Origin of the sequence: Bacillus cereus group sp. BfR-BA-01379, assembly GCF_022663605.1 — a bacterium.
Lineage (GTDB): Bacteria > Bacillota > Bacilli > Bacillales > Bacillaceae_G > Bacillus_A > Bacillus_A mobilis.
In genome coordinates, this window is the sequence record NZ_JAKUFT010000189.1 from 1 (window position 1) to 608 (window position 608).

Genomic DNA, 608 nt, shown 5'->3' on the forward strand with positions numbered 1-608 from the left:
TATACCTGTTACCCCTTGTAAACCGCTGCTCCCTAAATTCCCTTGAACACCTTGTATACCCGTATTTCCGGTTGGACCAGTCGGACCAATTTCACCTTGCACCCCTTGTATACCTTGTATTCCTGTTGGACCCGCCTGCCCGATTTCGCCTTGTATGCCTTGTATCCCTTGTATTCCTGTTGGACCTGTTTCTCCCATCGGCCCTGGTATACCTTGTATCCCTTGTATTCCGGTTGGGCCAGTCGGCCCCCTTTCTCCTTGTATACCTTGAACACCTTGAATTCCCTGTGGACCTTGTTCCCCCATCGGTCCTTGAATACCTTGAGCACCCCGTGGTCCTGTTAAACCAGTCGGACCCGTTGGACCTATTTCTCCCTGCACCCCTTGCAATCCTTGAATTCCTGTAGGACCTGTTGGACCAATTGGCCCTTGTACGCCTTGTATTCCTTGCGGTCCAGTCGGTCCACCTAAAGAACCTGTCGGACCCGTTGGACCAGTTGGCCCCGTAATACCTGACGCCGGAAAAGGAATAGGTGCTTGAAACTTACTACACTTATCTTGATCCCTCACAAGCATCTCCCCCGTTATAACTAACGTGTCAAACTATT

The 608-nt window shown here is 50.8% G+C and carries 1 pseudogene; it reads right to left on the reverse strand.

Annotation, left to right across the window (positions count from 1 at the left end):
* A pseudogene (locus MR113_RS27370) lies at nucleotides 1–576 on the reverse strand (collagen-like protein); the annotation flags it as partial.
* Nucleotides 577–608 lie beyond the last annotated feature (32 nt).